Source organism: Pseudonocardia hierapolitana, from assembly GCF_007994075.1.
Taxonomy (GTDB): domain Bacteria; phylum Actinomycetota; class Actinomycetes; order Mycobacteriales; family Pseudonocardiaceae; genus Pseudonocardia; species Pseudonocardia hierapolitana.
This window is the reverse complement of the sequence record NZ_VIWU01000001.1, coordinates 1,790,775-1,807,462: the sequence shown is the minus strand read 5'-3', so window position 1 is coordinate 1,807,462 and position 16,688 is coordinate 1,790,775. Positions and strand designations below refer to the sequence as shown.

Below are 16,688 nucleotides of genomic sequence, written 5' to 3'. Positions count from 1 at the left end.
CGCGAACTATAGAGACCGGTCTACTTGCTGTCGACACCGCTCGAAGGCGGCCGCGAGCGCCAGTAGGACGGAATCGGTGCCCGGGAGGCCGTCGAACGACAGTCCGACCGGCAGCCCGGAAGCCGTGCGCCCGGCCGGCACGGAGATGCTCGGCAGGCCGGCGAACGCGGTCGGGTCGGTGTTGCGCAGGTATGCCTCGAGCGTGCCGACCGGGCGTCCGTTGATCTCCACCTCGTCGTCCTGTCCGATCGGCCGCGCCGGAAGCCGGGTCGTGGGCAGCACCAGCGCGTCCAGCCGGTCGCGCCGGACGCACTCGGCGTAACGCGCCACCAGCGCGGGCCGGGCCCGCTCCAGGATCTCGACGTGATGGGTGGCCGGGACCGGATCGCCCCAGAGCTGGTCGGCGAGCCAGCCGCGTTCGACCGGACCCGCCATCGCGTCGACGACCTCCTCGATCGTGACCGGGCAGCGATGGCGGGTGAGGTGCACCGCCAGCTCGCGGGGCCATTCGCGCAGCGTGAGGGCGAGGGAGTGGGGACCCGTGAGCTCCTCGAGGTCCGCGATGCCGGTCTCGACCAGCTCGGCCCCGGCGTCGGACAGCAGTCCGAGCGCGTCGTCGACCACGGCGGCGGTCTCGGCGTCGAGGTCGTCGTAGAAGTGGGCCCGCGGCACGCCCAGCCGCCGGCCCGCGAGCTCCACCCGCTCGGTCCGCACGCCGGTGATCAGCTCGTCGACGAGGGCCGCGTCGGCGACGGTCCGGGTGATCGGGCCGACCGTGTCGCGCGTGGCCGACAGCGGGATCACGCCGTCGCCCGGGTACCGCCCGGTGGTGGGGCGGAACCCGACGCACCCGCACAGCGCCGCCGGGATCCGCACGGACCCCGCGGTGTCCGCGCCGAGTGCAACGGACACCACGCCCGTCACGACGGCGACGGCGCTGCCGCCGCTGCTGCCCCCGGCGATGAGCCGCGGGTCGTGGGGGTTGCGCACGGCGCCATAGGCGAGGTTGTTCGAGGTGATCCCGGCCGACAGCTCGTGCATGCCCGTCTTGCCCACGACCACCGCTCCGGCCGTGCGCAGGATGCGCACCACGGTCGCGTCCGCCGCGGGCCGCCAGTCCCGCAACGCCGGGGTTCCCCCGGTGCACGGAAACCCGGCGACGTGGATGCTGTCCTTCACCGCGATCGGCACGCCGTCGAGCGGTCCGCCGGTGACGTGCGGGGCAGGCGCGTCGGCGAGTGCGACGAAGGCGTTGAAGCCGGCGGTCTCCTGGGCGCGCGCCATTGCGGCCTCGACCCGGTCGTTCATGCTCCGGTGCTCCGCTCCGCGTGGCTCGTCACGGCGAGGGTGAGGGCGGCGAGCGCGGCGAGGCCGAGCAGCAGGACGCCCGGCGGGACGACGTGGTCGGCGGCGGCCAGCGGCACCGCCGCGGCAAGCCCCAGATAGGAGATCGCCTGGTAGGCGGCGGTGAGGCCGGCGAGCTGTCCCGGCCGGGCGATGCGCTGCACCTCGGTGAGGCCGCACACCTGGCAGCAGCCGTAGGCCGCGCCGAGCACGAGGTCCGCCGCGACGACGAGGAGCGGGTCGGTCGTGGCGGCGGCGAGGGCCGCCACGAGCAGGCCGACGACCACGATGGACAAGGCCGTGGCCAGCAGGCGGCGGCTCCCAGCGCGGGCGACCCTGCGGGCCAGGGGCACCACGGCGATCCCAGCGGCGGCGCCGAGCAGCGTGATCAGCGTGCAGAAGATCAGCACGTACCCGCCGAGCCGAGGTGCGACGAGCCCGGGCAGGTACGCGATCCCGACCGCCACCGTGCCGAACACCCACGGTGCCAACGGCGCGACCACGGTGCGGAACCGCCGCGACGACAGGTCGGGGAGGCGCAGACTGCCGCCACCCGCGACGGGGCTGCGCGTCTCGGGCGTGCGTCGCACCAGTGGCAGGGCGGCCAGGGCCAGCAGCAGGTGCGGCAGGTAGGGCAGCACGGTGCGGGCAGGCGCCCATTGCGCCAGCACCCCCGCCACCAGCGGGCCGAGGCCGAACCCCGCGGTCATCGCGACGGTCGCCCGCCGCGGGCCGCGCTCGCCGCCGTCAACCGTCCCTGCGCTGAGCTCCCTGACCCAGGCCGCCCCCGCGCTGAAGCCGGCCCCGCTGGCGAACCCGGCGACGAGCCGGCCGGCGAACAGCCACACGACACCGTGGCCGCCGGCGAGCAGCAGGGCGGACGCGGCCAACGACGCGGCCAGCGCCGCCAGGACCACCGGGCGCCTGCCGTACCGATCGGACACGGGACCGCCGAACAGCAGACCGGGGATCAACCCGACGACGTACACGGCGAACACGGCCTGCACGGTCGGGCCGCTCACGCCCAGCTCGGCGCGGTACATCAGCAGGAGCGGCGCGAACTGCTGCGCTCCCCAGCCCACCGCGGCCACCGCCGCGCCCGCTCCCCACCACACCCTGCCCCGCTGCCGCTGCAGCACTCCCGGTTCGTCCACGGCGGGGATGCTGCGCCGTCGCGGCCCTCGCCACGAGTGACGGGAACGCCAACATGCGTACAGTTCCGGACATGCACACCGTCGCCCTCGCTGTGGCCGGAGGCCAGTCGCTGCTGGAGCTGGCCGTGGCGTTCGACGTCTTCGGGATCGACCGCTCCGCGCTCGCCGACCCCTGGTACGACTTCGCGGTCTGCGCCCCGGCAGGCGCGCGGGTGGGCGGCTGGTTCCAGGTGAGCACGCCGTACGGGCTCGACCGGCTCGTCACCGCGGACACCGTGATCGTGCCGTGGAGCCACGACGTCGAGCAGCCCCCGCCCGCGGACCTGGTGGACGCGGTGCGCGCGGCCCACGAGGCGGGAGCGCGTATCGCGTCGATCTGCACGGGCGCCTTCGTCCTGGCCGCGGCCGGGCTGCTCGACGGCAGGCGGGCCACCACCCACTGGATGCACGCCGAGCTGCTGGCCCGCCGCCACCCGCGGGTGCGGGTCGACCCGGACGTGCTCTACGTCGACGACGGCGACGTGCTCACGTCGGCGGGCAAGGCCGCGGGCCTCGACCTGTGCCTGCACCTCGTCCGCTGCGATCACGGCAGTGCCGTGGCCAACGCGCTCGCCCGCCGCCTCGTCGTGCCGCCCCACCGCGAAGGCGGGCAGGCCCAGTTCATCCAGGCGCCCGTGCCGTCCCGGGTGGACGGTGGGCTGGGTGCGCTGCTGAGCTGGGCCGTGGAGCGCCTCGACGAGCCGCTGACCGTATCCGACCTGGCCCGCGCGGCCCGCGTGAGCGAGCGCACGCTCACCCGGCAGTTCCGGGCCGCCACCGGCACCACGCCCCTGCGGTGGTTGCTCACCCAGCGCGTGCACCGCGCGCAGGAGCTGCTCGAGACCACCGACCACAGCGTCGAGCAGGTCGCGGCCCGCACCGGGCTCGGCACGGCGGCCACCCTGCGCCGGCACTTCCACCGCACCCTCGGCGTGCCGCCGGACGCCTACCGCCGGGCCTTCCACGCGCGATCGCGGGCCGCGGCGTAGCAGCTCCGGAACGTCCACGCCTTCTGTCGGGGAATCCGGCTAGCGTGCTGGGCGTGGGGGAAGGACTGGTCCAGGCGCGGGGGCTGCGCAAGCGGTTCGGCGCGTTCGAGGCCGTGCGGGGCATCGACGTCGACGTCGCGCGCGGCGAGGTGTTCGGCTTCCTGGGGCCCAACGGCGCCGGGAAGTCCTCCACCATGCGGATGATCGCCTCCGTCTCCCCGCGTTCGGGCGGCGAGCTGCAGGTGCTGGGCATGGACCCCACCGCCGACGGGCCGCGGATCCGCGCCCGGATCGGGGTGGTTCCGCAGCTGGACAACCTCGACCAGGAGCTCACGGTCCGGCAGAACCTCGAGGTCTACGGGCGCTACTTCGGCCTCTCCCGCGCCCACGTGCGCGCCAAGGCCGCGGAGCTCCTGGAGTTCGTCCAGCTGGCGGAGCGGGGGGACGACGAGGTCGAGCCGCTGTCCGGCGGGATGAAGCGGCGGCTCACCATCGCCCGGTCGCTGATCAACGACCCCGAGCTGCTGCTGCTCGACGAGCCCACCACCGGCCTCGACCCGCAGGCCCGCCACCTGCTGTGGGAGCGGCTCTACCGGCTCAAGCGCGAGGGTGTCACCCAGATCATCACCACGCACTACATGGACGAGGCCGAGCAGCTGTGCGACCGGCTCGTCGTGATGGACGGCGGGCTGATCGTGGCGGAGGGATCGCCTGCCGAGCTGATCGAGCGCTACTCCACGCGGGAGGTCCTCGAACTGCGGTTCCCGGCGGGCGAGGCGCCGTCGGCGGACGATCTCGCGCCGCACGTCGAACGGGTGGAGGCGCTGCCCGACCGGCTGCTGCTCTACACCGCCGACGGCGAACACGCGCAGGCCGCGGTGACGCAGGCCGGCCACCGTCCGCTGTCGGCGCTGGTGCGCCGCTCCTCGCTGGAGGACGTGTTCCTCCGGCTCACGGGCCGGAGTCTCGTGGAATGACCGCTCCCGAGCTCGTCGCACGATCCACCGGGCGGGCGCCCGGCGCGGTGCGGGGCGTGCTGCTCGTCGTCGAGCACGCCTGGGTGTGGTACCGCCGCAACTGGCGGGCCACCGTGGTGTCGTCGGTCCTGCAGCCGCTGCTGTTCCTGCTCGCGTTCGGTATCGGGTTCGGCTCGCTGGTGCAGGGTGGGGTCGGGACCGCGGCGGCCACCGGCGGGGTCGGCTACCTCGTGTGGCTCGCGCCGGCGCTGCTCGCGGTGTCGGCGGTGCAGACGGCGGCGTTCGAGTCGTCCTACCCGGTGCTGTCGGGATTCAAATGGCAGCGCCACTACCACGGGATGACGGCCGGTCCGGTCTCGCCGGCCCAGGTCGCGCTCGGCCACCTCGCCTGGGTGGCGATCAAGACTGCGGGCTCCGGCGCCGTCTACATCGGCGTGATCGCGCTGTTCGGCGGGGTGCAGAGCGCCGGCATCGTGGTGTCGCTCATCGTCGCCGTGCTCACCGGGGCCGCGGTGGCGGCGCCGGTCACCGCGTTCTCGGCCACCCTCGAGAGCGAGGGCGCGGCGTTCAGCGTGCTGTTCCGGTTCGTGGTCATCCCGATGACGCTGTTCTCGGGCACGTTCTTCCCGGTCGACCGGCTTCCCGACTGGGTGCAGCCGGTGGCGTGGGTGTCGCCGCTGTGGCACGGCACCGAGGTCGCGCGCGCCGCCGCGCTCGACCGGTGGCAGCCGCTCGCCGCGCTCGGCCACATCGCGTACCTGCTCGTGCTGGTGGTGCTCGGCGCGGCGCTGGCCGCCCGCATGTACACCCGGAGGCTTCAGCCATGACCGCGGTCGACGAGCCGGCCGCGACACCGGCGGCATCCTCGGCGGCGCTGGTGCGGCTGCTGGTGCCGGCCGGCAGCTACGCGGGGCGCTCGCACGCGTTGCTGATTCGTTCGGCCACCGCGTCGCGCAGGGCCTGGCTCGCGTTCGTGTCGGGGTTCTCCGAGCCGGTGTTCTACCTGCTCGCGATGGGGCAGGGCCTCGGATCCATGGTGGGCACGCTGCCCGGCCCGGACGGCGCCCCCATCAGCTACGCCGCGTTCATCGCGCCCGGCCTCCTGGCGGCGTCCGCGATGAACGGGGCGGTGTTCGACTCCACCTTCAACGTGTTCTTCAAGCTGAAGTACGGCCGCATCTACGACGCGATGCTCGCCACCCCGCTCGGTCCGGTCGACATCGCGCTCGGCGAGATCGGCTGGGCCCTGATCCGCGGCGGCCTCTATTCGCTCGGGTTCCTCGCGGTCATGGGCGGGTTCGGCCTGCTGGTCTCGCCCTGGGCGCTGCTGGCGCTCCCGGCCGCGCTGCTGGTGGCGTTCGCGTTCGCGGCTGTCGGCATGGCCGCCACATCGTTCATGCGGTCCTGGCAGGACTTCGATCTGGTCACGCTCGTGGTACTGCCGATGTTCCTGTTCTCCACCACCTTCTACCCGCTCTCGGTGTACCCCCGGTGGCTGCAGATCGTGGTGGAGTGCCTGCCGCTCTACCACGCCGTGGAGCTGATGCGGGGGCTCACCACGGGCGTCGTGCACGTCGGGTTGCTGGGGCACCTGGCCTACTTCGCCGTGATGATCGCGTTCGGCGTGGTCGTGGCGGCCCGACGGCTCGACGCGCTGCTATTGAGGTAGGCGGACCTGCCCTCCCCACTGCCCGGCGCGAGGGACAATGGCGCCATGACGGTCCTCTCGCCGGGCCCCACCCGGACCGATCTCGTACGGAACGTCGTGGTGGCGCTGCTCGCAATCACGCAGCTCGTGGTCGCGGTGGTGGCCGGCGATGCGGTCGGGGCGATCGCGCGCCAGTACGCCAGCCCGCTGCTCGCTGCCGGCTGGGCGTTCGCGGTGTGGCTGCCGATCTACATCGGGTTCCTCGGCTATGCGGTCTTCCAGGCACTGCCCGGGCAGCGGGCCCGCCGGATCCACCGGAGCACGGGATGGTGGATGGCGGCCTCCGCCGTGTTCAACATCGGCTGGGTGCTGTCGTTCGGGGCCGGGTGGTTGCCGCTCGCCCAGCTGATGATCGTCGGGCTGCTGGTGAGCATTGCCCTCGTCTTCGGCCGCTACATCCGAACGCCCGCCGAGGGCGTGGTGGAGCGCGTCGTCGCGCGCGGCACCGTCGCGCTCTACGCGGGCTGGGTCTCCATGGCCACGCCGATGGGCACGGCGGCCACCGGGGTGTGGATCGGCCTGCCCGGGGCAGGCGCCCTGGCCGCGATCGCCGCCGTTGTCGTGCTCCTCGCGGTCACCGCGATCGTGTCGTGGGCGGTGCTGTCCGGTACGGCCGTGGTGCCGTTCGCGGTGGGCGCCATGTGGGCGATCGTGGGCACGGCGCTGAACGAGCCCCCGTACGGCGTCGTGGTCGCCGGGGCGGTCGCGATCGTGATCGTCCTCGCCGCCACGGCGCGCCGGATCAGCACAGCCGGTTACCCCGTGCGTGCCGCCTGGGGCTGACACCAACCGGCACGGCCGAGGGCAAGGCTCGTCGAGCACGGGGCTACCCTGGACAAACATGACGGCACCGTCGATTTTCCCGGACCTCGAGCCGCTGCTGCCCCGCGTCTCGAAGCCGGTGCAGTACGTCGGCGGCGAGCTGAACGCGCAGGTGAAGGACTGGGAGGCGGCCGCCGTCCGGTGGGCGCTCATGTACCCGGACGCGTACGAGGTCGGGCTGCCCAACCAGGGCGTCATGATCCTCTACGAGCTGCTCAACGAGCGGCAGGACGCGCTCGCCGAGCGCTGCTACGCGGTCTGGCCCGATCTCGAGGCGCTGATGCGCGAGCACGGCGTCCCCGCGTTCACCGTCGACTCGCACCGGCCGCTCGGCGCGTTCGACCTGCTCGGGGTCAGTTTCTCCACCGAGCTCGGCTACACCAACCTGCTCACCGCGCTCGACCTCGCGGGCATCCCGCTGCACGCCGCCGATCGGGGGGCCGACCACCCGATCGTGGTCGCAGGCGGTCACGCCGCGTTCAACCCGGAGCCGATCGCCGACTTCGTCGACGTCGCGGCGATCGGCGACGGCGAAGAGGTGGTCGGCGAGATCACCGACGTCGTGAAGGCGTGGAAGGCGGAGGGCCGCCCGGGCGGGCGGCGCGAGCTGCTGCTGCGGCTGGCCGCGGTCGACGGCTGCTACGTGCCGTCGCTGTACGAGGTGAGCTACGGCGCCGACGGTGCGATCGATGCCGTCGTCCCGGTCGACGAGCGCGTGCCGCGCTCGGTCACCAAGCGCACCACCACGGACCTCGACGCCTGGCCGTACCCGAAGCAGCCGCTCGTGCCGCTGGCCGAGACGGTGCACGAGCGCGCGAGCGTGGAGATCTTCCGCGGCTGCACCCGCGGCTGCCGGTTCTGCCAGGCCGGCATGATCACGCGGCCGGTGCGGGAGCGGTCGCTGCAGGGCGTCGGTGAGATGGTCGACGCCGCCGTGCGCGCGAGCGGCTTCGACGAGGTCGGGCTGCTGTCGCTGTCGAGCGCCGACCACTCCGAGATCGCCGAGATCACCAAGGGCCTGGCCGACCGCTACGAGGGCACCAACACCTCGCTGTCGCTGCCGAGCACCCGCGTCGACGCGTTCAACATCGACCTGGCCAACGAGATCTCCCGCAACGGCCGTCGCTCCGGGCTCACGTTCGCCCCCGAGGGCGGTTCCGAGCGGATCCGGCGCGTGATCAACAAGATGGTGTCGGAGGAGGACCTCATCCGCACCGTCTCCGAGGCGTTCGCGCAGGGCTGGCGGCAGGTGAAGCTCTACTTCATGTGCGGGCTGCCCACCGAGGAGGACGAGGACGTCCTGCAGATCGCGGACATGGCGCACAACGTGATCCGCGCAGGCCGCGAGGCGTCCGGGCGCAACGACGTGCGCTGCACGATCTCGATCGGCGGGTTCGTGCCCAAGCCGCACACCCCGTTCCAGTGGGCCGCGCAGGCGTCTCCCGAGGTGATCGACTCCCGGCTGCGCAAGCTGCGGGAGAAGGTCAACAGCAACCGCAAGCTGGGCCGCAACGTCGGGATGCGCTACCACGACGGCGAGCCGTCGCTGATCGAGGGCCTGCTCGCCCGCGGCGACCGGCGCGTCGGGCGGGTGATCGAGCGGGTGTGGCGCGAGGGCGGCCGGTTCGACGGATGGAGCGAGCACTTCTCCTACCAGCGCTGGGTCGACGCTTGCGCGGCCGAGCTGGACCCGGTGGGCGTCTCGCTGGCCTGGTTCACCACCCGCGAGCGCGACCGCGACGAGGTGCTGCCCTGGGACCACCTCGACTCCGGGCTGGAGCGCGACTGGCTCTGGGACGACTGGCAGGACGCGCTGGCCGCCCGTGAACAGGACGACTGCCGGTGGACGCCGTGCTTCGACTGCGGTGTCTGCCCGGCCACGGGCACCGACATCGAGGTCGGCCCGAGCGGCACCACGTTGCTGCCGCTGACCGTGGTGGACCCGCTGACGAGGAAAAACGCGGGCGCAGGTGGCTGAGGTCGCCGATACGGAGTTCGGCCAGCAGGTCGCCATCCGCGTGGCCGACGAGCGCGATCTCAGCGCGCTCGCCGGGCTGCGGCGCGCGTGGCTGGAGGAGCGCCTCGGGTACCCGGTCGAGGACCCGGGGTTCGAGGCGTCGTTCGCGCAGTGGTGGCGGGTGGAGATGCCGCGGCGCACCTTCTGGATCGCCGAGGTCGGGTCGCCTCGCAGCGGCTACACCGCGGTCGGGTCGATCAACGTGCTGGAGATCGTCCACATGCCGCGGCCGGGCGCGCGGGGCGGGCGGATCGGGCACGTGGGCAACGCGTTCGTGCTCGCGTCCTTCTCCGACCGTGGGGTTCCCGCCGCGCTGCTCGAGGCCGTGGTCGAGCATGCCAAGGCGCGGCGTTTCCGCCGGCTGCTCCTGGCGCCCACGGCGGGCAGCGCGCCGTTCTACCGCCGGGCGGGGTTCGCGCCTGCGGGGGACGGGCTGTTGATGCTCGACCCTTCCACCCTCCCGCAAGCTTGACCCCTCCTGCACCGGGTGCAAGCGACGACGAGCTGCATCCCCTGCGCGAGGTCCCGCGCTGGACCTGGGCGGGCGACGGCTGAAGCCGCGACTGGAAGGCGCGCATCCGTGGTAACCGGAACCAGCCGAGCCGAAGGATGGTGCGCACATGATGACCGTCGTCACCCAGGTCACGCTCAAGACGGGCTGCGAGCCCGAGTGGGACGCCGCCATGCGCGAGCGCCTGGCGGCAGCGAGTGGGCGGCGCGGCTGGGTCGGCGGCCAGCTGTTGATCCCGTTGGACGGGCACAACAGGCGGGCGGTGATCGGGACCTGGGAGAGCCGGGCCGACTGGGAGGCCTGGCACGAGGACGAGCGGTTCCTCGAGTCCCGCAAGCGGATGGACGGCCTGCAGGAGGGCCGCAGCGAGATGGTCTGGTACGAGGTGGTGACCGAAGGCCGAGGCGCCGGAACGGCGTCGGTCGGTCCGCCGCAGTGATTGCCGGTCGTCCAGGCCCCCTTACGGCCATGGACGACCGGCGCCTCGGATCACGTGGTCATGGCCTGGCCTCGTAGACGAGGTTGAACGGGGTCTGCAGGACGCGCCGGAACCGGGTGAACCCGGCGTCGGTGACCACCCGGCGGATCGCGGCCTCGCCCGCCTGCGCGCCCAGCGCGTAGCCGCCGGACTGCGACAGCGCGTTCGGCACGCAGAGGAACGTGGACCCGTTGTAGTACAACCTGCCCACCGGGTTGAAGTTCTCCTCGACGACGTCCGAGGCGTACGGCTCGACGATCAACCAGGTGCCGTCGGGGGTCAATGCTTCCCGGATCCGTTTTGCGGCACCGAGCGGGTCGCCCATGTCGTGCAGGGCGTCGAACATCGCAACGAGGTCGTAGTCCGCGCCGGTGAAGGTCTGCGCGGTGGCAACCTCGAAGCCGACCCGGTCGCTCACGCCCGCCTCGGCGGTCTTCTTGCGCGCCAGCTCGATCGACTCGGCGTGGTAGTCCGAGCCGGCGACGGTGGTGTCCGGGTAGGCCTGCGCGATGAGCACCGAGGAGGAGCCGAGCCCGCAGCCGACGTCGGCGACCCGGCCGCCTGCGACGAGCTTGGCCTCGACCCCGTCCAACGCGGGGATCCACTCCGACACCAGCGAGGCCACATAGCCGGGCCGGTAGAACGCGTCGACCCCGACGTGCACGTCCTCGTGGTGCTCGTGCCATGCGACGCCTGCGCCGGTGCGGAACGCCTCGGCGATCTGCGGCTCGGCGCGCAGGTAGCCGAGCGCGGCGACGAACGCCGCAGGCACGTTGGGGCCGTTCGGGTCGGCCAGGCAGAACGCCTGCTCCTCGGTCAGCGAGAACTCGCCGGTGGCAGGGCTGTAGGTCACGTACCCCCCAGCGGCCTGGCCGCGCAGCCATTCGGTGAGGTAGCGCACGTCGCAGCCGGTGCGCTCCGCGAGCTGCTCGGGAGTAGCCGGCCCCTGCGCGAGCGCGCGGTAGAGGCCGAGCCGGTGGCCGACCACCGCGAGGCCGGCGGCGCCGGTCGCGGCGAAGTCGGTGACCACCCGCCCCATGAACTCCGCCACCTTGTCCTGATCCATGTCGGGTCCTTCCTGTTCGGTGAGAGGAAGGGTCGGCGCGCACGCTGTCTCGGCTCGTACACGCGCTTTCTCCGCGCTGACACGGCATGCTTGCCCTGGTGGGCGTGCGGGTGGAGGTGCTCGGGCCGCTGCGGCTGGTCGTCGACGGGGTGCCGGTCGACGTGCCCGGTCCGAAGCGGCGCGCGGTGCTGGCGTTGCTCGCGCTCGCCGAGGGCCGGGTCGTCACCGTCGATCACCTCCTGGACGCGCTGTGGCCGTCCGAGGTGCCGGAGTCGGGTCGCCAGGCCCTGCACACCCACGTCTCCCGGCTGCGCGCGCACCTCGGGACGGCGGCGGCCCGGCTGCAGACGGGGCACGACGGCTACCGGCTCGACGTCGCCGCCGACGAGCTGGACGTGGCACAGGCACGCGCCCTCCTGGCGAAGGCGCGCGCCACGACCGACTCCGATGCGTACGCCCTGCTCCGCGAGGCGCACGCGCTGTGGCGGGGGCCGGTGCTCGCCGATCTCACCGACCTCGGCCCGATCGCCACCGCGGTCGAGGCCTGCACGCGGCTGCACCGCGACGTGACGGACGCCCTGATCGCCGCCGCGCTCGCCTCGGGACGGGGCGGCGAGATCCTCGGCCTCGCCACCGAGTCCCTGGCCGCGGATCCGCTGCGCGAGCCGGCGGCGCTGCTGCTCATGCGCGCGCTGGCGGCGGCCGGGCGACCTGCGGAGGCGCTGCACACCGCGCGTGAGTTCCGAACCCGGCTGGTCGACGAGACGGGGCTCGACCCGACCCCGGCGCTGGGCGAGCTCGAGCGCGACATCGCCGGAGGCGCCGCCGGTCCGATGCCCACCCGGACCGATGTGCTCGCGCGCCCGACCACCCGGCTGATCGGCCGCGACGACGAGGTGGCGGCGTTGCACGGTCTGCTCGCACACGAACGGCTCGTCACGATCGCCGGACCCGGCGGGGTCGGGAAGACCAGCCTCGCTCTCGAGGTCGCCGGCCGACGCGAGGCGTCCACCGTGCTGCTGCTCGCGCCGGTCACCGACCCCGCCGCGATCCCGCACGCGCTGGCCGCGGCCCTGAACCTGAACGTGGTGCAGGGCGACGTCCTCACGGCATGCGTCGCCGTGCTGGCCCACCGCACCGGCCTGCTCGTGATCGACAACTGCGAGCACCTGATCGACGCGGTCCGCGATACCGTCGAGGTCCTCCTGGCCGGTTGCGCCGACCTGCGCATCCTCGCCACCAGCCGGGAACGGCTCGGGTTGGCCGCTGAGTACGCGTTCCGGCTCGCCCCGCTCCCGTTGCCCGGCCCCGACCAGGACCTGCCGGACGTCCCGTCCGTCGCGGTCTTCCTCGAGCGGGCTGCCCGTGCCCGCCCCGGCCCCGCGCCGACGCCCGCGGAGCTGCGGACCGTCGCCGACATCGTCCGGCGGCTCGACGGGATGCCGCTCGCCATCGAGCTCGCCGCCGGCCGGCTGTCCACCTTCTCGCTGACCGACCTGCACCGGCGGCTCGATCGTTCGCTGGACCTGCTCGGCGGCGGCCGGCCGACCGCCGACGCACGGCACCGGACCCTGCGCGCGACCGTCGAGTGGTCCTACGACCTCCTCACGGAGGACGAGCGGCGGCTCTTCCGGCAGCTGTCGGTGTTCGTGGACGGCGTCGACCTCGAGACCGCCGAGCGGATCGGCACCGAGATGGGGCTGCGCTCCGATCCCGGGACCGCCCTCGCCCACCTCGTCGACACCTCCATGATCGATGTCGCGTTCGACGGGGCCACCCGATACCGCATGCTGGAGACGCTGCGGGCGTACGGCCTCGACCGCCTCGCGGAGGCCGGTGAGGAGGAGGCTGCAGGCGAACGCTTCGTCCGTTGGGCCGTCGAGCTGGCCGACTGGATCGGGACCGTCCTGGCCACCGAGCGCGAACCCGATGCCGACACCGTCCTGCGGCGCGAGCTGCCGAACCTGCGGGCCGCGTGGCTGCTGGCCCGCAGCCGGGGGCGTCTCGACGCCGCCGCCGCGATGGTCACCGCGCTGTACGAGGCGATGAGCTACCGCGATCTCGTCGAGCTACGCGGCTGGGCGGAGCAGCTGGCCGACGACCCGGCGATCGCCGCCCACCCGAAAGCGGCCACCGTCCTCGGCACCGCGGCGGAGGCCGCGTACCTCCGCGGCGACCACCCGCGGACCGAGCGGCTCGCCCGCGCCGGGCTGGAGCGGGCAACCGATGACGCCGGGAGGTGGTACTGCCTGATCCCGCTGGCGTGGGCGGAGCTGGCCCGCGGGGCGTACGCCGAGGTCATCGAGCACTGCCTCGCCGCGACCGCGCTCGCTCGCAGGGCTTCCGAGGCACTCGGAGGAGCTGCCCTCGCGAGCGCCTACGCGGGCGATGCCGACGAGGCACGTGCGCTGATCGAGCGGGTACATGGTGGCGCAGCGTCGCCCTCGCAGCGTGCCTGGATCGCGTACGTGTCCGGGGAGATCGAGAGCCGCACGGGCGACAACGACATCGCCGAACGGCACTACCTCACCGCCATCGAGCTGGCACGCAGGTCGGGCGCGACCTTCCTCGTCGGCGTCGCGACCGTGGGCCTGCTGACGGTGCGGGCCGCCGCCGGCCGCGTCGGCGACGCGCTCCGCGGCTACCGCGAGGTGATCGAGTACTTCGCGCGCACCGGCAACTGGACCCACCTCTGGGCGACCCTCCGCGACCTCGCCGGCCTCCTGCGCACGCTCGGCGACCAGGAGCCCGCGGCGCTGCTCGTCGCGGCGGCCGCCGCGGCTCCGGACGCCCCCGTGGCCGTACCGCCGCCACCGGTCGTCGCCGGAACGCCGGTGCTCGACCGGACCGACGTGCTCGAGGTGGCTCGGCGGGCCATCGAGCGGAACGTTCACGCGCTCGCGAAGGACTCCGCGCCGACCCACGCCGTGTAGCGGGCCACGCCCAGCGTGGCGATGAGCCCGGCCGTCTGCGTCGTCTGCGCGGCCAGCGCGCGGACCTTGCGGGTGGCTGTGTGAGCGTCCAGTTCCAGGTCGATCGCGAGCCGGTCCACAGGCGTGACGACCGGGTAGCCGGGGAGGTAGATGCCGAGGCTCTCGCCCAGGCTCCGCCACCGCCTCATGCGCGGCTCGGAGAGCGCGGCGTATAGCAGGCGTGCTCCCGGCGGCGCGGCGTGCTCGAACGCCTTCGTGGTCCACGCGGAGATCGTCCGGTGGTCCGGGTGGCCGGTGATGCCGTCGGGGCCGAAGGTCAGCACGGTGTCCGGGCGGACCTCCTCGAACAGCTCGCACAGCCGCCCGACCGCGTCCGACGGGTCGACCTGCGGGCATTCGCCGTCGCGGTACCCGAGCCAGTGGTGCTCGGTGACACCGAGGATCTCCAGGCAGCGTGCCAGTTCGATCGTGCGCTCCGCGGCCAGGCGTTGCGGAGGCCAGGCGTCCGGGTCGGGGGTGCCGAGCTCGCCGCGCGTGGCCGTCGCGCACACCACGCGCGATCCGGCGTCACTGGCGAGGGCCATCAACCCGCCGGACAGGTACGCCTCGTCGTCGGGATGGGCCCACACCCCGAGAACGGTGCCCAGCTCGCTGATCACGACCGCACCTCCCTGGTGAGGATCCCGTGCAGGACCAGCCCGGCGCCACAGCACGCGACCGGGAGCAACCACAGCGAGCCGGCTCCGGCTCCGTCGACGACGAGGCCGCCGAGCAGCGCACCGGTCGCGAACCCGAAGTGGATCGCGGAGCTGTTCAGGGCGAGCAGCAACGGCGCGGGCCCCATCCCGGTCACCCGGTGCTGCTGCGCGGCCACGAAGCCCCAGGCGGCAATGCCCCAGGCCACCACGACCGCGAGTGCCCCGGACATCGCCGTGATGTGGGGGAGTGCCGCGAGACCGGTCCCCAGCACGACCACGGCGGCCACGGCCACTCGCCCGCTGCCGTGGCGGTCGACCGCGATCCCGCCCCACCAGGTGCCCGCGACGCCTGCGGCGCCGAACACGCTGATGTACAGCCCGACCGGCCCGCCCACCAGCACGGCGAGGTAGGTGTACGTGCTGTTCGACGCGGTCATCGCCAGGAACGTCACGGCGAGCGTTCCGGCGACGGCGGGGGAGCGCAGCGGCCGCAGCCGCTCCGCGAGCGTCGAGCGCTGCGGTGGGCCGGATCCGACGCCACTGCGCAACAGGCCGAGAACGGTGCCCACCGCGAGCACCGCGACCAGCCCGAAAGCCGCCCGCCACGAGAACAGCGAGGCGAGCAGCACGCCGAGCGGGGCGCCCAGCACCATCGCGAGCGCCGAGCCGGCCAACACCACGCCGAGCGCGCGGCCACGCCGGCCCTCGGGGGCGGCGGCGATCGCGGCAGCCCCGGCGGCCGGGACGTAGGCGGACGCGGCGAGCGCGCCGAACACCCGGGCCGCCAGCAGCACCACAAGGTCGGGTGCGAGGGCGGACACCACGTTGAACAGGGCGAACAGCACCAGCGAGCCGATCAGCACCTGCCGCAGCGGCCGGGTCCCGAGCAGAGCGCCGAGCACCGGCGCGCCGACCGCGTACGCGAGTGCGAACACGGTGACCGTCAGTCCCGCGGCTCCGACCGAGACCCCGAGGTCGGTGGCGAGGGCGGGGAGCACCCCGGCGACGACGAACAGGTCGGTGCCGATCGCGAACGCGCCGACCCCGAGCGGCGCGATGGCTCTCGATCTCAGTGTGCTCGCCGCGTCACGCATGTCGTCCTCCGGGTTCGTCGTGGGAGTCCGATGGTCCGGGGGCGCGCTCACAGCGCGCTGGCACCGCGCTGACACCGCTGACGGCCGGTTACCGTGGCCGCGTGGATCGTTCCCGAACCGTCGTCTTCGATCTCGGCGAAGTGCTCGTGCCCTCGGGTGGTGTGATGCCGCGCCTCGCGGCCGAGCTCGGCGTCACCGTGGCCGAGCTCGGCCCCGCGTACTGGTCCGGCCGGACCGCCTTCGACCTGGGCTGCAGTGCCGAGGAGTACTGGACGGGCGTGCTCGCGGCGCTCGGTCGCGATCCCGAGCCTGCGCTGCTGGCGGCGCTCTCGGAGACGGACTCGATCAAGTGGTCGACCTTGCCGCAGGTGAGCGCCGACCTGCTCACGCACCTGCAGGGCAGGGGCGTGCGGCTCGGCGTCCTGTCCAACGCCCCGGGCCCCCTCGCGGCGGCCGTCCGGGCGGCGCAATGGGCCGGGGGCATCGCGCATCTCGTGTTCTCCGCCGAGGTCGCGCTCGCCAAGCCCGACCCGGCGATCTACGCCCACGCCGACACCGTCTACGGCACGGAGCCGGGCGACGTCGTGTTCTTCGACGACCGCGTGGAGAACGTCGAGGCGGCTCGGGCACACGGCTGGGACGCTCATGTCTGGGCCGGCGCCGACGCGGCCCTCGACATTCTGGGCCGGTCCGTGGTGACGTGATCAGCGGTTCGGTGCATTTCCGACGGATGCCTGATCGGTGCGAGGTGCCTTCAGTGATCAAGGGGAGATGGTTGTCAAACGATCTTCGGGAGCAACCATTTGCCCTTGATCACCACTGTAGGACCCGACTGACCCTCCTAGTAGAGAATGCGCC

15 protein-coding genes are annotated in these 16,688 nt (G+C 73.4%); 10 read left to right on the top strand and 5 right to left on the bottom strand.

Annotated features, from left to right (window positions below; genetic code table 11):
* Positions 1 to 6: 6 nt before the first annotated feature.
* Together FHX44_RS08520 and FHX44_RS08515 are read right to left on the bottom strand one after the other, a co-directional pair.
* On the bottom strand, positions 7 to 1,308 hold the full coding sequence (locus tag FHX44_RS08520) for an amidase family protein (protein WP_147254986.1): 1,302 nt from the start codon (positions 1,306 to 1,308) through the stop codon (positions 7 to 9).
* The gene (locus FHX44_RS08515; RefSeq protein WP_246170268.1) at positions 1,305 to 2,498 is read right to left on the bottom strand and encodes an MFS transporter; all 1,194 of its coding nucleotides are present in this window, start codon (positions 2,496 to 2,498) and stop codon (positions 1,305 to 1,307) included. The genes FHX44_RS08520 and FHX44_RS08515 overlap by 4 nt, the downstream gene beginning before the upstream one ends.
* 71 nt (positions 2,499 to 2,569) lie before the next feature.
* Between FHX44_RS08515 and FHX44_RS08510 the strand changes: the two genes are divergently transcribed.
* The 8 genes from FHX44_RS08510 to FHX44_RS08475 all read left to right on the top strand — a co-directional run bounded on the left by FHX44_RS08510 (position 2,570) and on the right by FHX44_RS08475 (position 10,000).
* On the top strand, positions 2,570 to 3,526 hold the full coding sequence (locus FHX44_RS08510; RefSeq protein ID WP_147254984.1) for a helix-turn-helix domain-containing protein: 957 nt from the start codon (positions 2,570 to 2,572) through the stop codon (positions 3,524 to 3,526).
* Between the two features lie 44 nt (positions 3,527 to 3,570).
* The gene (locus tag FHX44_RS08505; RefSeq protein ID WP_147254983.1) at positions 3,571 to 4,503 is read left to right on the top strand and encodes an ABC transporter ATP-binding protein; all 933 of its coding nucleotides are present in this window, start codon (positions 3,571 to 3,573) and stop codon (positions 4,501 to 4,503) included.
* The gene (locus FHX44_RS08500) at positions 4,500 to 5,330 is read left to right on the top strand and encodes an ABC transporter permease (RefSeq protein WP_147254982.1); all 831 of its coding nucleotides are present in this window, start codon (positions 4,500 to 4,502) and stop codon (positions 5,328 to 5,330) included. Before FHX44_RS08505 ends, FHX44_RS08500 begins: the two co-directional genes overlap by 4 nt.
* Complete coding sequence (locus FHX44_RS08495; RefSeq protein ID WP_147254981.1) at positions 5,327 to 6,172, top strand: ABC transporter permease; 846 nt, start codon at positions 5,327 to 5,329, stop codon at positions 6,170 to 6,172. Before FHX44_RS08500 ends, FHX44_RS08495 begins: the two co-directional genes overlap by 4 nt.
* A gap of 45 nt (positions 6,173 to 6,217) precedes the next feature.
* On the top strand, positions 6,218 to 6,994 hold the full coding sequence (locus FHX44_RS42040) for a tryptophan-rich sensory protein (RefSeq protein WP_170308834.1): 777 nt from the start codon (positions 6,218 to 6,220) through the stop codon (positions 6,992 to 6,994).
* A 58-nt stretch (positions 6,995 to 7,052) separates the two neighbouring features.
* On the top strand, positions 7,053 to 9,011 hold the full coding sequence (locus FHX44_RS08485) for a TIGR03960 family B12-binding radical SAM protein (protein WP_147254980.1): 1,959 nt from the start codon (positions 7,053 to 7,055) through the stop codon (positions 9,009 to 9,011).
* On the top strand, positions 9,004 to 9,522 hold the full coding sequence (locus tag FHX44_RS08480; protein ID WP_147254979.1) for a GNAT family N-acetyltransferase: 519 nt from the start codon (positions 9,004 to 9,006) through the stop codon (positions 9,520 to 9,522). Before FHX44_RS08485 ends, FHX44_RS08480 begins: the two co-directional genes overlap by 8 nt.
* 148 nt (positions 9,523 to 9,670) lie before the next feature.
* Positions 9,671 to 10,000, top strand: coding sequence for an antibiotic biosynthesis monooxygenase family protein (locus FHX44_RS08475; RefSeq protein ID WP_147254978.1), 330 nt, complete (start codon positions 9,671 to 9,673; stop codon positions 9,998 to 10,000).
* Positions 10,001 to 10,058: 58 nt separating this feature from the next.
* Here the strand turns inward: FHX44_RS08475 and FHX44_RS08470 are convergent, their stop codons facing one another.
* The gene (locus tag FHX44_RS08470) at positions 10,059 to 11,105 is read right to left on the bottom strand and encodes a class I SAM-dependent methyltransferase (protein WP_147254977.1); all 1,047 of its coding nucleotides are present in this window, start codon (positions 11,103 to 11,105) and stop codon (positions 10,059 to 10,061) included.
* A gap of 86 nt (positions 11,106 to 11,191) precedes the next feature.
* Here FHX44_RS08470 and FHX44_RS08465 point away from each other — a divergent pair, with 86 nt between their 5' ends.
* Entirely contained in the window at positions 11,192 to 14,038 is a 2,847-nt protein-coding gene (locus FHX44_RS08465) for an AfsR/SARP family transcriptional regulator (RefSeq protein ID WP_147254976.1), read from the top strand.
* Here FHX44_RS08465 and FHX44_RS08460 read toward each other — a convergent pair.
* Both FHX44_RS08460 and FHX44_RS08455 read right to left on the bottom strand, forming a co-directional pair.
* Positions 13,996 to 14,697, bottom strand: coding sequence for a PIG-L deacetylase family protein (locus FHX44_RS08460; protein ID WP_212612383.1), 702 nt, complete (start codon positions 14,695 to 14,697; stop codon positions 13,996 to 13,998). The two genes, FHX44_RS08465 and FHX44_RS08460, sit on opposite strands and share 43 nt — an antisense overlap.
* Positions 14,694 to 15,830: an MFS transporter gene (locus FHX44_RS08455; RefSeq protein WP_147254975.1), complete on the bottom strand. Its 1,137-nt coding sequence runs from the start codon at positions 15,828 to 15,830 to the stop codon at positions 14,694 to 14,696. Before FHX44_RS08455 ends, FHX44_RS08460 begins: the two co-directional genes overlap by 4 nt.
* A 101-nt stretch (positions 15,831 to 15,931) precedes the next feature.
* Between FHX44_RS08455 and FHX44_RS08450 the strand changes: the two genes are divergently transcribed.
* Complete coding sequence (locus FHX44_RS08450; RefSeq protein ID WP_147254974.1) at positions 15,932 to 16,534, top strand: HAD-IA family hydrolase; 603 nt, start codon at positions 15,932 to 15,934, stop codon at positions 16,532 to 16,534.
* The last annotated feature ends 154 nt before the right edge of the window (positions 16,535 to 16,688 follow it).